General features: G+C 53.5%; 16 protein-coding genes. 4 read left to right on the forward strand and 12 right to left on the reverse strand.

Annotation, left to right across the window (positions count from 1 at the left end; all coding sequences use genetic code 11):
• Positions 1-436: 436 nt before the first annotated feature.
• The 6 genes from pcaC to F0Q32_RS07760 are packed head-to-tail and all read right to left on the reverse strand — an operon-like array spanning position 437 to position 5500.
• Positions 437-826: a 4-carboxymuconolactone decarboxylase gene (gene pcaC / locus F0Q32_RS07735; protein WP_149462579.1), complete on the reverse strand. Its 390-nt coding sequence runs from the start codon at positions 824-826 to the stop codon at positions 437-439.
• Positions 816-1580, reverse strand: coding sequence for a 3-oxoadipate enol-lactonase (pcaD, locus tag F0Q32_RS07740; RefSeq protein ID WP_149462580.1), 765 nt, complete (start codon positions 1578-1580; stop codon positions 816-818). The genes pcaC and pcaD overlap by 11 nt, the downstream gene beginning before the upstream one ends.
• Entirely contained in the window at positions 1558-2922 is a 1365-nt protein-coding gene (locus F0Q32_RS07745; RefSeq protein WP_149462581.1) for a 3-carboxy-cis,cis-muconate cycloisomerase, read from the reverse strand. Before F0Q32_RS07745 ends, pcaD begins: the two co-directional genes overlap by 23 nt.
• A gap of 9 nt (positions 2923-2931) precedes the next feature.
• The gene (gene pcaF, locus F0Q32_RS07750) at positions 2932-4134 is read right to left on the reverse strand and encodes a 3-oxoadipyl-CoA thiolase (RefSeq protein ID WP_149462582.1); all 1203 of its coding nucleotides are present in this window, start codon (positions 4132-4134) and stop codon (positions 2932-2934) included.
• A gap of 9 nt (positions 4135-4143) precedes the next feature.
• Positions 4144-4800: a 3-oxoacid CoA-transferase subunit B gene (locus F0Q32_RS07755; RefSeq protein WP_015964314.1), complete on the reverse strand. Its 657-nt coding sequence runs from the start codon at positions 4798-4800 to the stop codon at positions 4144-4146.
• A gap of 10 nt (positions 4801-4810) precedes the next feature.
• On the reverse strand, positions 4811-5500 hold the full coding sequence (locus tag F0Q32_RS07760) for a 3-oxoacid CoA-transferase subunit A (protein WP_149462583.1): 690 nt from the start codon (positions 5498-5500) through the stop codon (positions 4811-4813).
• Positions 5501-5667: 167 nt separating this feature from the next.
• On the opposite strand from F0Q32_RS07760, the gene F0Q32_RS07765 reads away from it, so the two are divergent.
• Positions 5668-6474: an IclR family transcriptional regulator C-terminal domain-containing protein gene (locus tag F0Q32_RS07765; protein WP_149462584.1), complete on the forward strand. Its 807-nt coding sequence runs from the start codon at positions 5668-5670 to the stop codon at positions 6472-6474.
• Here the strand turns inward: F0Q32_RS07765 and smrA are convergent.
• A complete protein-coding gene (smrA, locus tag F0Q32_RS07770; protein ID WP_149462585.1) occupies positions 6471-7034 on the reverse strand; it encodes a DNA endonuclease SmrA in 564 nt (187 codons plus the stop codon). The two genes, F0Q32_RS07765 and smrA, sit on opposite strands and share 4 nt — an antisense overlap.
• 453 nt (positions 7035-7487) lie before the next feature.
• On the opposite strand from smrA, the gene ogt reads away from it, so the two are divergent.
• Both ogt and fnr read left to right on the forward strand, forming a co-directional pair.
• Positions 7488-8003 (forward strand): methylated-DNA--[protein]-cysteine S-methyltransferase, encoded by a 516-nt coding sequence (gene ogt, locus F0Q32_RS07775; RefSeq protein ID WP_149462586.1) that lies wholly within the window; start codon positions 7488-7490, stop codon positions 8001-8003.
• 194 nt (positions 8004-8197) lie between these two features.
• Complete coding sequence (gene fnr / locus F0Q32_RS07780; protein WP_015964308.1) at positions 8198-8950, forward strand: fumarate/nitrate reduction transcriptional regulator Fnr; 753 nt, start codon at positions 8198-8200, stop codon at positions 8948-8950.
• 71 nt (positions 8951-9021) lie between these two features.
• On the opposite strand, the gene F0Q32_RS07785 is transcribed toward fnr, so the two are convergent.
• The 3 genes from F0Q32_RS07785 to F0Q32_RS07795 all read right to left on the reverse strand — a co-directional run bounded on the left by F0Q32_RS07785 (position 9022) and on the right by F0Q32_RS07795 (position 11632).
• Positions 9022-9858, reverse strand: coding sequence for an alpha/beta fold hydrolase (locus tag F0Q32_RS07785; protein ID WP_149462587.1), 837 nt, complete (start codon positions 9856-9858; stop codon positions 9022-9024).
• A gap of 152 nt (positions 9859-10010) precedes the next feature.
• On the reverse strand, positions 10011-11114 hold the full coding sequence (locus F0Q32_RS07790; protein ID WP_149462588.1) for a cobalamin-independent methionine synthase II family protein: 1104 nt from the start codon (positions 11112-11114) through the stop codon (positions 10011-10013).
• Positions 11115-11263: 149 nt separating this feature from the next.
• Complete coding sequence (locus tag F0Q32_RS07795; protein ID WP_149462589.1) at positions 11264-11632, reverse strand: hypothetical protein; 369 nt, start codon at positions 11630-11632, stop codon at positions 11264-11266.
• A gap of 57 nt (positions 11633-11689) precedes the next feature.
• Here F0Q32_RS07795 and uspE point away from each other — a divergent pair, with 57 nt between their 5' ends.
• Entirely contained in the window at positions 11690-12640 is a 951-nt protein-coding gene (uspE, locus tag F0Q32_RS07800; RefSeq protein WP_149462590.1) for a universal stress protein UspE, read from the forward strand.
• Positions 12641-12710: 70 nt separating this feature from the next.
• Here uspE and F0Q32_RS07805 read toward each other — a convergent pair whose 3' ends face one another.
• Both F0Q32_RS07805 and pntB read right to left on the reverse strand, forming a co-directional pair.
• Entirely contained in the window at positions 12711-12899 is a 189-nt protein-coding gene (locus F0Q32_RS07805) for a YdiH family protein (protein ID WP_149462591.1), read from the reverse strand.
• A gap of 771 nt (positions 12900-13670) precedes the next feature.
• Positions 13671-15059, reverse strand: coding sequence for a Re/Si-specific NAD(P)(+) transhydrogenase subunit beta (gene pntB / locus F0Q32_RS07810; RefSeq protein WP_149462592.1), 1389 nt, complete (start codon positions 15057-15059; stop codon positions 13671-13673).
• Between the last annotated feature and the right edge of the window lie 8 nt (positions 15060-15067).

Here is a 15067-nt window from a genome sequence, read left to right on the forward strand (position 1 = left end):
GCAATTAAAAGAGGAGTGGCAATGATACTTAAGCTAAATATGGACATCGCGTCAGTTTTCATGGAGCATTCACAAGACTAATGAATTGCCATAGAGCAAACCTGCACCATCGCATTACGAACTGGGTTTAATGAAGTAATGATTAGCATGAGCACTCGGTTATCTGCCAACTTGCGGAGCGTCGCTCCACGTGCGTCTGGCGGAACCGGTTATTAACGTGACACATCAACGCCGAATCAGGGAACGGAGGCGGTTAAAAGCAGCATCAATAGTACTTTTACTACTGATTGTGGTTGCGGGCGTCGCGGACCATTATCTGACCATCGCCACTGATAGCAAAAGCGCCACGACGCAGCATCAATTGCACGGTCATAGCGGGGAATAACCCCCACGCCATGATAACGCCAGCCACTATGGGCTGGCTTTTTTACGCCATTTAACGAACCTGTGCGTCGAGTTCATCGAACACCTGCTGCGCCAGGTGCATCGTGGCGTTGGCCGCTGGCAAACCGCAGTAGAGGGCAGAATGCATAATCAACTCTTTAAGTTCATCACGCGTCACGCCGTTGTTGAACGCGGCGCGAAGATGCATTTTAAGCTCGGCCTCACGGTTAAGCGCAATCAGCATGGCAATGGTTATCATACTGCGTGTGTGATGATTCAGACCTTCGCGCGTCCAGATATCACCCCATGCGTAGCGGGTAATAAAGTCCTGGAACTCACTGTTTAAGGGCTGAAGGCTCTCAAGAGAACGATTAACGTGAGCATCGCCCAGCACTTTACGCCGCACGTTCATCCCCTGGTCGTAACGTGATTTATCGTCCATTCTGCCCCCGTACAAATGCCGCCAGGGATTCTGTAAACGCCGCAGCCGCTTCGACGTTAGAGAGGTGTGATGCAGCAAGCGTGATTTCTTGTGAGCCGGAAATATGCTGATGCAGAAAATCCGCATCGGCCACGGTCGTCACCGGATCGTGCTCACCGGCGATAATCAGCATCGGCACACGAATCTCTGCCACTTCACCGCGCAAATCGGCAGCGGCCAACGCTTCACAGCATTCGGCGTAGCCTTCGGCTTCCGAGCGGGCGAGTTGATGCACCAGTTGCTCGACCGTTTCAGGTTCATGTTGGCGAAACGCGTGGGTAAACCAGCGGTCCGCTGAACCAGCCGCCACCACATCCATGCCCTCTTCCCGCACCGTACGCGCACGTGAAAGCCAGGCTGACTGTTCGCCAATTTTCGCTGCAGTATTTGCCACACTCACGGAGTAAAAACGCTCCGGCGCAAAACGCGCCAGCCAGATGCCCGTCAGGCCCCCCATTGAGATGCCGCAAAAATGGGCTTTCGCGATATTGAGATGATCGAGCAGCGATATCACGTCTTCGCCCAGTTGCGCGAGGGTCACTTTCCCGCGTTTTGTCGTCTGACCGTGACCGTGTGTATCGTAACGCAGCACGCGAAACTGTTGTGTTAAAGCGGCGAGCTGCGGCTCCCACATAGAAAGCGAGGTACCCAGGGAGTTGGAAAGGACAATCACAGGCGCATCTTGTGGCCCGTCAATTTGATAGTGAATGTTCATGACACTGCTCCTTGTAACGCGCCAGCACCTGGCGCACAAAATGGTCACTGCTGCCCAGCGCAGTGGCCGGGTCAAGCAGTTGCGCCAGCGTTGATGCAGAGAGGTGTTGGCTTATCAGTGGGTCATTTTGTAATAGCTCAATCAGCGATTGATGACGATCGATAGCCTGATGACAATGCTTTTCAACAAGATGATGCGCATCGGCTTTACCGATAAATTCAGCCAGCGCCAGCGTGACGGCTTCCGCCATAATCAGGCCATGGGTGATCTCAAGGTCAGTACGCATTTTGTCTGCATTGACCTGCATCCCGCGCAACAGGTAATCGCTTTGCGCCATCACCCCACCCGCTAGTGAAATGAGTTCAGGAAGCACTTCCCACTCCGCCTGCCAGCCGCCGAGCGCACGTTCATGCTGCTGAATCTGGCTGGCATAGAGCGTCGCCATCAGACCCGGTGTGCGCTGCGCCGCCGTCAGGATCGCCGCACAGCTTACCGGGTTACGTTTATGTGGCATCGCCGATGAGCCGCCGCGCCCTTCAGCAATGGGCTCGCTCACTTCCGCCACTTCAGTCTGCATTAATAAAGAGAAATCGTTAGCGAATTTTGCCAGCGTGCCGCAAAGCCCGGCGTACCATGCACCGACTTCCAGCAGTCTGTCGCGCTGGCTGTGCCACGGCGTGTCGGCAAGCGCCAAATCCAGTGTTTGCGCCAGCGCGTCGCCCACCTGTGGCCCCGCGGCGTTTAGCGATGCGAGCGTTCCCGCCGCACCGCCAAGCTGAAGGACCAGTACACGTGGTCGGAGCTGGGTTAACCTTTCCTGCCAGCGCAATAGCGCATCGAGGGTTCCGGCGAGCTTCAGCCCGAAAGTGATAGGAAGCGCGTGCTGCATCCAGGTGCGCCCTGGCATAATTGTGGTGCGATGGCGCTCGACCTGCTGCGCCAGAATGGCGATAAGCGCCGCGAGATCGTGGTCGGTTTGCGTTAACGCTGCACGTAATTGCAGCACCAGCCCGGTGTCAATGGCATCCTGACTGGTTGCTCCCCAGTGCACATAGCGAGCCGCATCGACGTCCTGCGTCTTCACCTTCTGAGTGAGTTGTTTAACCAGGGGAATCGCCAGATTTCCGGCATTGGCAGCGGCAGCAGCCAGCGCCGGAAAGTCGATGTTGTGGAACTGACAGGCAGTAACGATAGGCTCTACCGCGGAAGCCGGAATCACACCGCACCGGGCCTGAGCCCGCGCCAGCGCGGCCTCAAACTCCAGCATCCCCTGCACTACCTGTTCATCGCTGAAAAGACGCGTTATCGCGCCTGAGCGCAATAACGGGGTCAACAAACTCATTCCTGCTCCTTAAACGCGTTCAATGATCAGCGCAATCCCCTGACCGACACCAATACACATGGTGCACAGTGCGTAGCGCCCACCGGTACGACGCAACTGATACGCCGCAGTCATCGCCAAACGACCGCCAGATGCGCCCAGCGGGTGACCAAGCGCAATCGCGCCGCCATGCGGGTTAACGTGTGGCGCATCGTCCGGTAAACCCAGATCGCGCAGTACCGCCAGGGCCTGTGCGGCAAAAGCTTCATTCAGTTCTATCACATCCATCTGGTCAAGCGTTAACCCGGTTTGTGCGAGAACTTTACGCACCGCCGGAGCCGGGCCAAAGCCCATGATCCGTGGCGCGACGCCTGCCGTTGCCACGCCAACCACGCGAGCCAGTGGCTGTAAATCGTTCTGCGCCAGCGCCTGTTCGCTTGCCAGCAGCAGTGCACAGGCTCCGTCATTGACCCCGGAGGCATTCCCCGCCGTCACCGTACCGTCTGCGCGAACCACGCCTTTCAGTTTTGTCAGCGCCTCCAGGGAGGTACTGCGCGGATGTTCATCCTGGGTAAAACTCAGCGGCTCGCCTTTGCGCTGTGGAATGGAAACCGCAATGAGTTCGTCGGTAAAGATACCGTTCGCCTGTGACTGTGCGGTGCGCAACTGGCTGCGTAACGCGAAGGCGTCCTGATCGGCACGAGAAATACCAAACTCCGTCGCCACGTTCTCCGCCGTCTCCGGCATCGAATCGACGCCGTAAAGCGCTTTCATCTGAGCATTAATGAAGCGCCAGCCAATTGTTGTATCTTCCATTTTCATGCTGCGGCTGAACGCGCTTTCCGCCTTGCCCATTACGAAAGGCGCGCGCGACATGCTTTCTACACCCCCTGCGATCATGAGCTGCGTTTCACCACTTTTAATGGCGCGCGCCGCCACACCAATGGCGTCAAGGCTTGAGCCACACAAACGGTTAATCGTGCTGCCCGGCACTGTTTCGGGATAACCGGCCAGCAATAACGACATTCGCGCTACGTTGCGGTTATCTTCCCCCGCCTGGTTAGCACAGCCGTAAATCACATCGTCGATACGTGCCGGGTCGAGGCCACGGTTGCGCTCCAGCAGGGCTTTTAGTGGTAATGCGCCAAGATCGTCCGCACGAACGCTGGCTAACGTACCACCGAAACGACCAAACGGTGTGCGCACCGCATCGCAGATAAATGCTTGATTCATCATAGTTCCTTACGCGGTTTCCGCCACTTGTTGGTTAATCAGTTTGACCGGGGTGACGCGCTGCAGCTCGTCAAAAGAGAGGTCATTGAAAATTTCTCGTACCACCGGGCCTTTTGCGGTGATATCGATGACCGCGAGGTCGGTATAAATGCGGCTGACGCAACCAACACCGGTTAGCGGATAAGTACAGTGCTGTACCAGTTTGCACTCACCGTCGCGCGTGAGGTGATCCATCATGACGAAGACCTGACGCGCACCAATAGCCAGATCCATCGCCCCCCCTACCGCCGGAATGGCATCCGGAGCGCCGGTGCTCCAGTTCGCGAGGTCTCCGCTGGCCGAAACCTGATACGCGCCAAGTACGCAGATATCGAGGTGACCGCCGCGCATCATGGCAAACGAGTCGCCGTGATGGAAAAAGCAGCCGCCCTGCAAAAGGGTGACATACTCTTTGCCCGCATTAATCAACTCAGGATCTTCTTCACCCGGCTGCGGTTTTGGCCCCATGCCCAGCAGGCCATTTTCGCTGTGCAGGAAAATTTCTTTATCTGCCGGCAGATAGTTGGCGATACGCGTTGGCAGGCCGATACCGAGATTCACGTAAGCCCCTTCCGGGATATCCTGAGCGACGCGTTTTGCCATATCGTCACGAGACAATTTTTGCATTGAAGGCTCCTTATGCGCGCTGCGCGTGTGCGGTAAGATTTTCCAGCGAGAAGACGCGCTGAACGAAAATCCCCGGGGTGATAATGTTTTCCGGGTCCAGTTCACCGAGCGTGACCAGATTCGAGACTTCCACCACGGTGGTTTTGGCCGCCGTCGCCATAATTGGCCCGAAATTTCGCGCCGCTTTGCGATACACCAGATTGCCCCAGCGATCTGCCTGATGGGCTTTAATCAGCGCGTAGTCCGCTTTAATCGGATATTCCAGCACGTAATGACGCCCGTCGATTTCACGCGTTTCTTTGCCTTCGGCCAGCGGTGTGCCGTAACCGGTTGGGGTAAACACCGCCCCCAGACCGGAACCTGCAGCCTGAATGCGCGCCGCCAGATTGCCTTGCGGCACCAGCTCCAGTTCCACTTTGCCACGGCGATAAAGGTCATCGAAAATCTGCGAGTCGACCTGGCGCGGAAATGAGCAGATCATTTTGCGTACACGACCCGCTTTGAGCAGCGCCGCGAGGCCAATCTCACCGTTACCCGCGTTGTTGTTGATGATGGTCAGGTCGCGCGCGCCCTGTTCAATTAACGCGTCTATCAGGTAAGTCGGTTGTCCGGCGGGGCCAAAACCGCCAATCATGATGGTCGCCCCATCGGGGATCCCCGCCACGGCATCGATCAGTGTCGATACACTTTTATCAATCATCAGGTTGCTCCTTGATGTGCGGTTATCGCACTTTTATTCGTTGTTCGAACAAAATGTGACCCGGTTAACGATGTCGGTCAAGGGCGATAATCGAAATATGGTGCGATAATCGAACATCATGTATCTTTAGCGAAAGAATGTGATCGATGGCAAATACGGAGAGAAAAATGGAGAAACATCCAGACGATATTCTGACGGGCGATAGCGATCCGTTTAAGGGCGATCCGAATTTTATGGCGTCGCTGGCACGCGGCCTGGAAGTGATTCAGGCTTTTACCCCGCAGCGGCGTTTGATGTCCATTTCCCAGATTAGCCAGAAAACCGGCATTCCACGCGCCGCCGTGCGTCGTTGTTTGTATACATTGGGTAAGCTGGGGTTTGTCTATGCCGAAGATGGCAAAAACTTTCAGCTGCGTCCGCGAATTTTGTCGCTCGGCCACGCCTGGCTGGCCTCGACACCGCTGGCACGTTCAGCGCAGCCGGTGCTGAAACACTTGAGCGACATGCTCAATGAATCATGCTCCATTGCCACGCTGGACGGTGACGACATCCTTTATATCGCCAGGGCATCCAGTTCGCGCATCATGACGATTGATCTGGATATCGGCAGCCGCCTGCCCGCCTGGTCTACATCAATGGGGCGCGTGCTATTAAGCTACCAGCCCGAAGAGAAACTCAATGATATGCTGGCGCGAGTCACTATGATCCGCTATACACAGCAGACGATTTCCTCAGTGAGTAAGTTGAAAAGCGAGCTAAAACGGGTGCGCCAGCAGGGATACGCACTGAACGATCAGGAGCTGGAAATGGGGCTACGTTCGCTGGCGGTGCCACTGTTCAACCCACAAGGCCAGGTAGAAGCCGCGCTGAATGTCGGCGTGCACGCCGGACAGGTGTCAGCGGAGGAGTTATTGTCGCGCATTCTGCCGGAGCTGCAAAAAGCCGCGACAGAACTCTCCTTGCTGCTACGCTAACGGCTGCGTTTGGCGTGGCGCTCCCAGTTGTCCTGTTTCGCGGCTTCCGATTTACGCAGCGCCACATAGCACGCCCCGCTGCCGCCATGATGCGGCAGTGCGCTACAGAAGGCCTGGACGTCATCAAATTCCGTCAGCCAGCGCGCCAGATAGCTACGCACAATATTGGCGTGTGAGTTTTCTTCCTTGCCTTTACCGTGAATAATCAACAGATTACGTAGCCCCTCTTTTTGCGCTGCCAGAATAAACGCGTAAAGGTTCTGCCGGCACTGCTCTACCGGTTGGCGCAGCAGATTAAGGCTCGCTTGTTGGCTGTATTTGCCCTGGCGGAGTTTGTCGAGTACGCCAATTTGTAGCCCTTCGCGTTTGAATTCCAGCGGCGTGGAGAGCGGGACGATGTCAAGAAAGCCGGTCGTCAGAAAGTTATCAAGTTGCAGAGTATCAATGCGCTGTGGCGCTCGTGCATTGCGGGCAGGTTGCCAGTGTACATCCTGTGCGCGTTTCAGCGGCTGGACATCCTCCATGGCGTCAAGAAACAACGATTTGTCGTCAAGGTTCATGAGAATCTCCCAGTTTGCATCGGACGCCCTACTATAGCGATGCAGAACACGCCTCTCAATGCGTTTTGCCATCATGATGGCTCGGGAGCGTTTAAGTGATGATACGTTGACTGATCCGTCGAAATATCCAGCGCGGCTAAAGGAATACTTTAATGATGCTAATGTTTTGTTTTTGTTGCATATATGTGAATAAAATCACTCTAAATTAGCTCGCAATTGAGAAAAAAAACGCTATAACTAGATTATCTGCAATACGGATAAAAATGCGGAGACCGGTTGGAGACACCCGGCTGTTTACTGTGGGGTTCGAGGATGTCATCGAATCCCTGTTTTTCTTCCCCGCCCTTAGCCCCCCAACCTTTCCTGGCAATTGACAATTCAGAGGTATACCTCTCGTTCAGACCACATGATATTGTGGACTCAACTTATGCTTTAACAACAGGCAGATACCCGATGCTAACCTTGCTTGAAGATAAAATCGCCACACCGCTTGGGCCACTGTGGATCCTCTGTGATGAAACATTTCACCTGCGTGCCATTGAGTGGGAAGAACACAGCGATCGCATGGAGCAGTTGCTCGACATTCACTATCGCGCCGAAGGCTACACGCGAATTGCGGCGCAAAACCCCGGCGGGATGAGTCGTAAACTGGCAGACTATTTTGAGGGTGACCTGAGCGTCATCGAAACCTTACCCACTGCCACAGCAGGAACCGCATTTCAGCGCGAAGTGTGGCAGGCGCTACGCAGCATCCCCTGCGGCCAGGTTATGCACTATGGTCAACTGGCGGAGCAGTTAGGGCGTCCTGGCGCGGCCCGGGCGGTAGGCGCTGCCAATGGGTCGAATCCGGTCAGTATTGTGGTTCCCTGCCATCGGGTGATTGGGCGAAACGGCACCATGACCGGATATGCGGGGGGTGTTCAGCGTAAAGAGTGGCTTTTGCGCCACGAAGGCTATCTCCTTCTTTGATCTTCTGTGCCGTTTTCAGAAAGCATTAATTGCAGAAGAGCCTAAAAGCTCCAAATAACATTCTAATTATCAATAAGATAAAATGCGTAAACTATTTACCTTTTTAATATTGGGTGAATCAGGACTTCGCTACTTACCTGCTCACCAAAAAGATGTTAAAATTGACCAATATCAATTACGGCTTGAGCAGACTTATGATCCCGGAAAAGCGAATTATACGACGCATTCAATCTGGCGGTTGTGCTATCCACTGTCAGGATTGCAGCATCAGCCAGCTTTGCATCCCGTTCACTCTTAATGAACATGAGCTTGATCAGCTGGATAACATTATCGAGCGTAAAAAGCCCATCCAGAAGGGTCAGACCCTGTTCAAAGCGGGTGACGAGCTGAAGTCTCTGTACGCGATCCGTTCAGGCACGATCAAGAGCTACACCATCACCGAACAAGGTGATGAGCAGATTACTGGTTTCCATCTTGCGGGAGATCTGGTTGGTTTCGACGCCATTGGTACCGGGCATCACCCAAGTTTTGCGCAGGCGCTGGAAACGTCAATGGTCTGCGAGATTCCGTTTGAGACGCTTGACGATCTTTCCGGGAAAATGCCGAACCTGCGTCAACAGATGATGCGTTTGATGAGCGGCGAGATCAAAGGCGATCAGGACATGATCCTGCTGTTGTCCAAAAAGAATGCGGAAGAGCGCCTGGCGGCGTTTATCTATAACCTTTCTCGTCGTTTTGCACAGCGTGGTTTTTCTCCGCGAGAATTCCGTCTGACCATGACGCGTGGTGATATCGGTAACTATCTTGGTCTGACCGTTGAAACTATCAGCCGTCTGCTGGGTCGTTTCCAGAAAAGCGGTATGCTGGCGGTAAAAGGGAAATACATCACCATTGAGAACAGCGATGCGCTGGCGGTTCTCGCGGGGCACACACGTAACGTCGCCTGATGCCTTTCTGTTTTATGCATTAAAAAAGGGAAGCATTTCGCTTCCCTTTTTTTATTCAGCTGATCAGGCAATTAGCCGCGAATAAACTTCAGGATATCCGCATTAATCACATCCGCATGCGTGGTGTGCATACCGTGCGGGTAACCTGGATAAATGCGTAGCGTGCTGTTGCTCAGCAGTTGGTCCTGCAAAATAGCCGCGTTTTTGTACGGCACAACCTGGTCGTCATCGCCCTGAAGCACCAGCACCGGTACGGTGATCGCTTTCAGATCTTCCGTTTGATCGGTTTCTGAAAACGCTTTGATACCTTCATAATGCGCCTTGGCGCTACCGATCATCCCCTGACGCCACCAGTTCTGGATGGTCCCCTGAGACACTTGCGCGCCCTCACGGTTAAAACCGTAGAACGGGCCAGAAGCGACGTCGAGATAAAACTGCGCGCGGTTCGCTGCCAGTGCTTTACGGAAGCCATCAAAAACTTCAACAGGCGTACCGCCCGGATTCGTCGCGGTTTTCACCATTAACGGCGGAACCGCGCTGACCAGAACGGCTTTCGCTACACGTCCCTGAGGCTGACCAAACTTCGCCACATAACGCGCCACCTGACCACCACCGGTTGAGTGCCCAACATGCACAGCATTATGCAGATCAAGATGTTCAACGACAGCTGAAGCGTCAGCAGCGTAGTGGTCCATGTCGTGCCCTTCACTCACCTGGTCAGAACGGCCATGCCCACGACGGTCGATAGCGATAACCCGGAACCCTTCGGCGAGGAAAAACAGCATCTGGTTGTCCCAGTCATCAGCGCTTAACGGCCAACCATGATGGAAAACGATCGGTTGTGCCTCTTTCGGGCCCCAATCTTTGAAGAAAATATTGACGCCATCTTTAGTCGTTACAAATGCCATAAAATTAACCCCTTGTGTCGATTCATTGCAGTTAACGAAACGGGCTGCTCAGGAAATGAAGACGTTTCTGACCCAAGAATTGTGGTCAGAAGGAGTATAGATGATGGGAGAAATTTCTTGCGCCGCATCACACAATACAGCGCAGAAGAGGCTCACCAGACTTGTTGAGCGATATCAGTAATAAGTTTAACTTTGTTCCACTGTTGGGCTTCCGTCAGGCTATTACCTTCTTCCGTTGAAGCAAAACCACACTGCGGGCTGAGGCAAATTTGATTTTTCGCCACATACTGAGATGCTTCCTCCAGACGAGCTTTGATTCCTTCCGGGTTTTCCAACTCACCATTTTTGGTCGTCACCAGCCCCAGCACGACCTGCTGGTGTCCAGGACGAACAAAACGCAGCGGTGCGAAATCCCCGGAGCGGTCATTGTCATATTCCAGGTAAAAAGCATCAACATTAACGCTGCCAAAGAGGATTTCCGCAACGGGTTCATAGCCGCCTTCTGAAATCCAGGTCGAGCGGAAATTACCGCGACAAACATGCAGGCCAATTATCAGGTCAGACGGTTTATTCTCCAGCGCTTTATTAATCACGCGAGCATAAATACGCGCGAGTTCGTCCGGGTCTTCCCCTCGTTCGCGAATTTGCTGGCGTTGCGCGTCTGAACATAAATAGGCCCATACCGTATCATCAAGTTGTAAATAACGACAACCGGCAGCATAGAATGCCTCAATCGCATCACGCCAGGTGGTCGCCAAATCGTCGAAATAAGCCTCGAGGTCAGGATAGACAGTGGCATCAATATCCTTACGGCCACCACGGAAATGAAGCACGCTGGGGCTTGGAATCGTCATTTTTGGCGTTGCGCGGCCGCTGACGCTTTTCAGATAACGGAAATCATTGAGCATCGGATGCTCACCAAAACCCAATTTACCAATCACGCGAACCCCGTGCGCTTTGGTTTGCACGCCATTAAACTGAATGCCCTGCTGAGAGTCATAACGTTCGACGCCCTGAAGGCCATCGAAGAAGTCAAAGTGCCACCATGCGCGACGGAATTCCCCGTCGGTAACAATGTGCAGACCGCATGAGCATTGCTGTTCGACTACATGACGAATCGCCTCATCTTCCACCTGCCGTAACTGCTGTGCACTGATTTCACCCTGCGCAAATTGCTGGCGAGCGAGCTTAATGGTATCCGGACGTAAAAAACTACCCACGACATCGGCGCGGAAGGGAGCGTGTTGTTTGTGCATGTGATCTCCATGACGTCCAGTTAACCGTTGCTGAACGTGATTATTGATATTATAAATAAAGACTTCTGGATGGCTATACGTCCACCTTCACACAGACGGAGATGACTGACAAACGAGAAAAATTCAGCATACATGAGGAAAATTCATGTTTATGTTTCCGAAAACATGCCAAAAAAGTGGATCTTGATCACAGTCAGCAGTACCTTAACCCGCTGTATCTGCGCGTTACACGCAGAAATAGGTATTGGGCCGCCGGGCCGGAAAATAAAAAGTTGGTTGTGAATATGAGTTTTGTTGTGCAATGGACCCTCGGTTGCATCGCGGTCGCATGGGTAATGAGAGCGTTTCTGCACGCGTAAATGCGGAAATATCAGGGTCGCAGCGATGCGGCCTTTTTGTTTCTCCAGGATGAGCGCGTTTTTTCTCACTGCATTATTTCCCTTCGGATTTATCCTCCCGTCTTTATTAAATTTTCCTGATTTATTGATCTTGCGAAGGTTCTCCCCTGTTTCATTCACTCCATATGAGTTATCTTTTAAAGACGAACTGAGGTTACAGTTGTAAGGAGACCCTGTATGGCCAAGTATCAAAACATGCTGGTAGCCATCGATCCTAACCAGGACGATCAGCCCGCATTGCGGCGTGCCGTTTATCTACATCAACGGATTGGTGGCACCATTAAGGCATTTTTGCCTATCTATGATTTTTCGTATGAGATGACGACGCTGCTGTCCCCCGATGAGAGAACAGCGATGCGCCAGGGGGTCATTAGCCAACGTGCCGCATGGATCCGCGAGCAGGCGAAATACTATATTGAAGCAGGCGTGCCAATTGAAATCAAAGTCGTTTGGCACAACCGTCCCTTTGAAGCCATCATCCAGGAAGTCATTAGCGGCAATCACGATTTACTGCTGAAGATGGCGCACCAGCACGACAAACTCGAATCCGTTATTTTTACCCCAACCGACTGGCACCTGCTACGTAAATGCCCATGCCCCGTGTGGATGGTAAAAGACCAACCGTGGCCTGAAGGCGGTAAAGCGCTGGTGGCGGTCAATCTGGCCAGCGAAGAGCCCTACCACAACGCGCTCAACGACAGACTGGTTAAAGAGACGCTGGAGCTGGCGGAACTGGTTAACCATACCGAAGTACATTTGATTGGCGCCTACCCTGTTACGCCTATCAACATTGCCATTGAACTGCCCGATTTTGATCCGAGCGTATATAACGATGCGATTCGCGGTCAGCATCTGCTGGCAATGAAAGCGTTGCGTCAGAAATATGGTATCGATGAGAAGTTTACCCACGTCGAAAAAGGGCTGCCGGAGGAAGTCATCCCTGATCTTGCGGAGCATCTTGAAGCCGGTGTGGTCGTATTGGGTACGGTTGGTCGTACAGGACTTTCTGCGGCATTCCTTGGCAATACAGCGGAACAGGTTATCGATCACCTGCGCTGTGATTTGCTGGCGATAAAACCGAACGACTATGAAACACCTGTCGAACTGGATGACGACGAAGACGATTAATGGATAACGTTGTGGTCTGAAACAATAAACCCGCCATCTCGGCGGGTTTATTTTTTGCAGTTACGCTGCATTAATGAATACCGTAACGCCAGGCAAGGTCGATCTCTTCTTTCAGCTCGAGGGAAGAAAGCGCCATCAGGTCGGCAAATTCTAATTCCAGCTGTTTCAGTTTTTTGAGGTATTGCGCGGGCGTGAGCACAGCGGTATCACGACGAAGATATTCAATAGCCAACTGTGCGGGGGTCAATTCGGTATCCATAGAAGCCTCTGTTTTTGAAGGAACCTGTGAAGTATATCACATTGCAGTGTCTGTTTTTTGACCAAAAGCAATCCTGAGCAAAAAAAAACCGTCCCCCGTAAGGGATAATGCTGGTCAGTTAAGCGCAAAGTTCCGTTCACTTTACGTTTTGCGCTACATGTAACATCAGCATCAGTGAACGGGCAAAGGGGGTCAACCGCGACCCCCTTCGCAATCCCCGCGGCCCCGCGGGGAAATCGGTGCTTCGCACTACGCTTTCCTCCGAACTCCAGCCTGCGGCACGGCGAAACTCGACGTCCTGTCTCGGTTCGCCTCAGTCCGCCATCCATGGCGGACTGACCTTGTCTTCCATTCTCCGGCTCGCCGATTTCCAGCGGGGACTCGTCGGTTTCAGATACATTGGTTTTTGCTGTTAACTTAAAGGCCGCACCGCCGTTGGTGGCGTCAAAATCGCCGAAGCGTTCCCTTAAGGCCGGGGCAGCCCACATGAATGTGGGCTGAGGGCGCGGCTTTACAGGGATGTTACCTCGCGCCCGACCCGAAAGCCGTAAGGGATAAGCTGAGGGAACCGCGAAGCGGCGATTTTTCCGCCAAAGCCCGGGGGTGCAGGGGGCGGCGGCGATTGGCCGCCCCCTGCGTGCTCCCTGCGCCTGCACGATTTATATGGCATGGAGCCAGACAGGAGCGCAACGGGAAGATGCTCTGAAAAGTGAATCGACCCTTAACTGACCAGCATTACCCCCGTAAGGGACGGCTTACCAGAGATGATATTTACAGAGATTTCAGAATCGCATCGACGCTGGCTTTCGCATCACCAAACAGCATGTGCGTGTTCTCTTTAAAGAACAGCGGGTTCTGTACGCCTGCATAACCGGTGTTCATAGAGCGTTTGAAGACGATAACATTCTGCGCCTTCCAGACTTCCAGAACTGGCATGCCCGCGATTGGGCTCTTCGGATCGTCCTGCGCCGCCGGGTTAACGGTGTCGTTAGCGCCGATGACCAGCACGGTGTCAGTGTCACTGAAGTCGTCGTTGATTTCGTCCATTTCCAGCACGATGTCATACGGCACTTTGGCCTCCGCCAGCAGGACGTTCATGTGACCAGGTAAACGGCCGGCAACCGGGTGAATACCAAAACGAACCTTGATCCCGCGCGCACGCAGTTTTTCGGTAATTTCCGCCACCGGATATTGCGCCTGCGCCACCGCCATACCATAGCCAGGGGTGATGATAACTGAATGCGAATTCTTCAGCATGTCAGCCGTCTCTTCCGCGTTAATTTCACGGTATTCACCCATCTCTTCGTCGCCACTGGTAGAAGACCCGTCGGAGCCGAAACCGCCTGCAATCACGCTAAAGAACGATCGGTTCATCGCTTTACACATGATGTACGACAGAATCGCACCGGAAGAACCGACCAGCGCGCCGGTAACGATAAGCAGGTCGTTGCTGAGCATGAAGCCCGCCGCCGCTGCCGCCCAACCGGAATAGGAGTTCAGCATCGACACCACAACCGGCATATCCGCCCCGCCGATGGACGCCACCAGATGCCAGCCAAAAGCCAGCGCGATAGCGGTCATGATAACCAGCACCAGCCCCTGCAGGCCGACGCTATCCGTGCGAACGAAGACCACCAGCAGCAGGAAGGAAACCACCAGCGCCGCCAGATTCAGCTTATGGCGATTCGGTAACATCAACGGTTTAGACGAGATTTTGCCGCACAGTTTACCGTAAGCGACCACCGAACCGGTGAACGTTACCGCACCGATAAAGATCCCGAGGAACACCTCCGTCAGGTGAATGTTCACCAGAATCTGTTCCTGACCGGCATCGTGATGAAGGTAGCTGTTAAAGCCCACCAGTACCGCTGCCAGACCTACGAAGCTGTGCAGAATCGCCACCAGCTCTGGCATTTCGGTCATTTCGACTTTCTTCGCCAGACGGATACCAATCGCCCCGCCGATCGCCATCGCGATAATAATCCACACCACATTGTGTGTGTCCGGCCCGAAGATAGTGGCGATTAACGCAATCGCCATCCCCGTAATACCAAACGTGTTTCCCTGTTTGGATGTCTCGTGCTTTGAAAGCCCGGCAAGACTGCAAATAAACAGGATTGCGGCAACAATGTATGCAGCAGTAACTAATCCTCCAGACATGTGTTACC

It is taken from the genome of Pseudocitrobacter sp. 73, assembly GCF_008369545.1.
In the GTDB taxonomy this organism is placed as follows: Bacteria; Pseudomonadota; Gammaproteobacteria; order Enterobacterales; family Enterobacteriaceae; genus Pseudocitrobacter; species Pseudocitrobacter vendiensis.

Bases quoted from the DNA above. Each gene is read 5' to 3' on its own strand.
- fnr (WP_015964308.1), top strand. From the start codon at position 8,198: ATGATCCCGGAAAAGCGAATTATACGACGCATTCAATCTGGCGGTTGT.
- F0Q32_RS07790 (WP_149462588.1), bottom strand. From the start codon at position 11,114: ATGCACAAACAACACGCTCCCTTCCGCGCCGATGTCGTGGGTAGTTTT.
- F0Q32_RS07745 (WP_149462581.1), bottom strand. From the start codon at position 2,922: ATGAGTTTGTTGACCCCGTTATTGCGCTCAGGCGCGATAACGCGTCTT.
- F0Q32_RS07765 (WP_149462584.1), top strand. From the start codon at position 5,668: ATGGAGAAACATCCAGACGATATTCTGACGGGCGATAGCGATCCGTTT.
- pntB (WP_149462592.1), bottom strand. From the start codon at position 15,059: ATGTCTGGAGGATTAGTTACTGCTGCATACATTGTTGCCGCAATCCTG.
- F0Q32_RS07805 (WP_149462591.1), bottom strand. From the start codon at position 12,899: ATGGATACCGAATTGACCCCCGCACAGTTGGCTATTGAATATCTTCGT.
- smrA (WP_149462585.1), bottom strand. From the start codon at position 7,034: ATGAACCTTGACGACAAATCGTTGTTTCTTGACGCCATGGAGGATGTC.
- F0Q32_RS07760 (WP_149462583.1), bottom strand. From the start codon at position 5,500: ATGATTGATAAAAGTGTATCGACACTGATCGATGCCGTGGCGGGGATC.
- pcaD (WP_149462580.1), bottom strand. From the start codon at position 1,580: ATGAACATTCACTATCAAATTGACGGGCCACAAGATGCGCCTGTGATT.
- ogt (WP_149462586.1), top strand. From the start codon at position 7,488: ATGCTAACCTTGCTTGAAGATAAAATCGCCACACCGCTTGGGCCACTG.
- uspE (WP_149462590.1), top strand. From the start codon at position 11,690: ATGGCCAAGTATCAAAACATGCTGGTAGCCATCGATCCTAACCAGGAC.
- F0Q32_RS07785 (WP_149462587.1), bottom strand. From the start codon at position 9,858: ATGGCATTTGTAACGACTAAAGATGGCGTCAATATTTTCTTCAAAGAT.
- F0Q32_RS07755 (WP_015964314.1), bottom strand. From the start codon at position 4,800: ATGCAAAAATTGTCTCGTGACGATATGGCAAAACGCGTCGCTCAGGAT.
- pcaC (WP_149462579.1), bottom strand. From the start codon at position 826: ATGGACGATAAATCACGTTACGACCAGGGGATGAACGTGCGGCGTAAA.
- pcaF (WP_149462582.1), bottom strand. From the start codon at position 4,134: ATGAATCAAGCATTTATCTGCGATGCGGTGCGCACACCGTTTGGTCGT.